We start from the raw sequence: 203 nt of genomic DNA, 5'->3' as shown, positions 1-203 counted from the left end.
GCCCCAGACCACCGCCTTCTCCTACCCCGCCCCCACCGTGACGGTCACCGCCACCCCCGACGGCCGACGGGTCACCGAAACCCTCGACGCGCTGGGCCGGGCCGTGCGGACCGCGGACAACTACCGCGACGGCGCCTACGCCAAAGAAGCGGACGCAGACGGTGCCCGGGTGCTGTCCGAGGCCGACTACTCCCAGTGGGCCC

At 73.9% G+C, this 203-nt stretch carries 1 protein-coding gene; it reads left to right on the top strand.

Features of this window, described 5'->3' with window-relative positions; genetic code table 11:
* Positions 1–203, top strand: a 203-nt coding sequence (locus IF89_RS40540) for a hypothetical protein (protein ID WP_043195279.1), incomplete at both ends; no start/stop codon positions are given.

This window comes from Streptomyces sp. NRRL F-2664, assembly GCF_000719345.1.
GTDB lineage: Bacteria > Actinomycetota > Actinomycetes > Streptomycetales > Streptomycetaceae > Streptomyces.
The sequence above is the reverse complement of the archived record's forward strand: the minus strand, read 5'-3'. Positions and strand labels throughout refer to the sequence as shown.